This window comes from Methanobrevibacter sp. (genome assembly GCF_045541095.1).
Lineage (GTDB): Archaea > Methanobacteriota > Methanobacteria > Methanobacteriales > Methanobacteriaceae > Methanocatella.
This window is the reverse complement of record NZ_JAZQIJ010000086.1, coordinates 1-2,033: the sequence shown is the minus strand read 5'-3', so window position 1 is coordinate 2,033 and position 2,033 is coordinate 1. Positions and strand designations below refer to the sequence as shown.

At 35.2% G+C, this 2,033-nt stretch carries 2 protein-coding genes; both read right to left on the bottom strand.

Going from position 1 to position 2,033, the window contains the following annotated elements; all coding sequences use genetic code 11:
- A partial coding sequence (locus tag ACKI2P_RS03760; protein WP_407375148.1) for a hypothetical protein occupies positions 1 to 555 on the bottom strand: 555 nt, incomplete at its 3' end.
- A gap of 272 nt (positions 556 to 827) precedes the next feature.
- On the bottom strand, positions 828 to 2,033 hold a 1,206-nt coding region (locus tag ACKI2P_RS03755), incomplete at its 5' end, for a T9SS type A sorting domain-containing protein (RefSeq protein WP_407375146.1).

Below are 2,033 nucleotides of genomic sequence, written 5' to 3'. Positions count from 1 at the left end.
TGGACATTTGAAAAACGACCCTACAATGTTGCCTGCATTATCAATAAATGATGTGAAAAGATACAAACGTCCACTAATTTCGTTCGGCATATTATCCCAATCCGGCAGGGATCCGAAATATTCTGTTGTGTCAATAGGAATGTAGTTTTCATAGCTTTCAACAACGTTAAGTTCATCATCTAATTTATACAATCCTAAAATTGCATTAGCTGGAGGATTGTCGAAGTTCATAAAATAATTTTCCGATAATTTTTCATGGTCAGGACTATATGTCATCAATGCAAACAATTCTCCATTCTCGTTTTCAAGAATCTGATTGTAAGATATTGAACAATATGCGGGACGGAAATAATTGCTTCTTACCAACTCCGTTCCGTCAGCGGATATTTTAATCAAACCTGGATGAGGTACAGTTGCATGACCTTCTATTGGTAATTTAAATGGAGAATTAATCACGATACTGCCATCTGATAATTCAATAGCATCTGTAAAATTTCTCGTATATGGAGATTCAATATAACTATCCATGAAGAATTCCCATTCTTGAGATATCATGCTAACTCCGCAAAAGAGAGTTAGCATGATGGTCAACACATTTTTTTTCATTTTGATTAATTTATTTTGTTATACATTTTTTTTTGCCGTGATCTTTGAGCCATAAACCTTGAGCTGACATCCAATTCCAAAATTCTAAAGTTCTAAAATTTTCTCAGATATCTTCTGTACCAATCAGTGAAATCTGTGGTTTCTTTTTCTTTCCCACAAATTCCACAGATGTTCACTGATTCCTCAATTTTCAGGTTTTCAGGTTTTCAGTTTCTCAGATTTTATTTAACCCATTTCCCTTCCTCAACTGTCAATTGTTCATTGTTAACTGTTAACTTCCAGATGTATGTTCCCGAGTTCCATTTCGAAGCATCTACACTCGTTACATCATCTGTAATTTCTTGTTGATAAACCATTCTTCCTTGCATGTCATAAACCTGCAAGGTGCAGTTGCGTAATGAAGTTCTGATATTCATCACGTCTCCACCCGGATTAGGATAAGCGACAGCAACCTTTAAATTATGTGCGTGAGCTTCCTCGATGCTGACAAATGCCGAGGCTGGGAATTTGGTGACGAAATTCCATGACTTATCTCCATTTAAACTATTTCCGTTACCAACAAGTAATAGGTCTTCTTCTTTTGTTGGCACTATAGAATTTACTTCTATGAAATTACCATCTTCACCGCTCGTATAATACAATTCTGATATGGTCTCAAAATTCTCGTCCAAATGTTCTATCACAACCCATGAGTCAGTGTTGTCATAAACTCCGAGATTCCAATTCTGTACATAAATCAAAGTGTTGTCTTCTTTCAATATGACACCATTGTTCAATGGTTGAAGATCTTTTGATTCATCAACACCTCTGGTTATATAATTAACGATAGGTAAAAGATCTGTTGAATTGTCAAGGCTATCATCTATTTCATATAATCTAGTATTATCATGTATATAACTATGGGGTTTTGTCTCAGAACGGGTTCTTGCCGCTAAATATACTGTATTATGTCTGCTTCTAACCGCAGAAACATATTCTAAATAAGATACTCTTGGCATTGTGAATCCAGGTTGTCTAATAGCTTTTTTATCGACAAAATTCAAATCTTTATCGAAATACCATGCTTCCCCGCTTGGTATAAATGAAAAATTATAATCATTATGTTCTAATACTTGGTATAAAATATAATGTAAATCGGTCTCAACCATGCTATGCCCTCTATGTCTCCAATAATCTCCATGACCGGTGAGACATTCAATGCCTTTCATCTGAATTATTTCACCTTCAAAACTCATCTTGAAAAAGAACATGGAATCATTTTCAGTCTGATAAGGACTATAGAAAGGTGGACATTTGAAAAACGACCCTACAATGTTGCCTGCATTATCAATAAATGATGTGAAAAGATACAAACGTCCACTAATTTCGTTCGGCATATTATCCCAATCCGGCAGGGATCCGAAATATTCTGTTGTGTCAATAGGAAT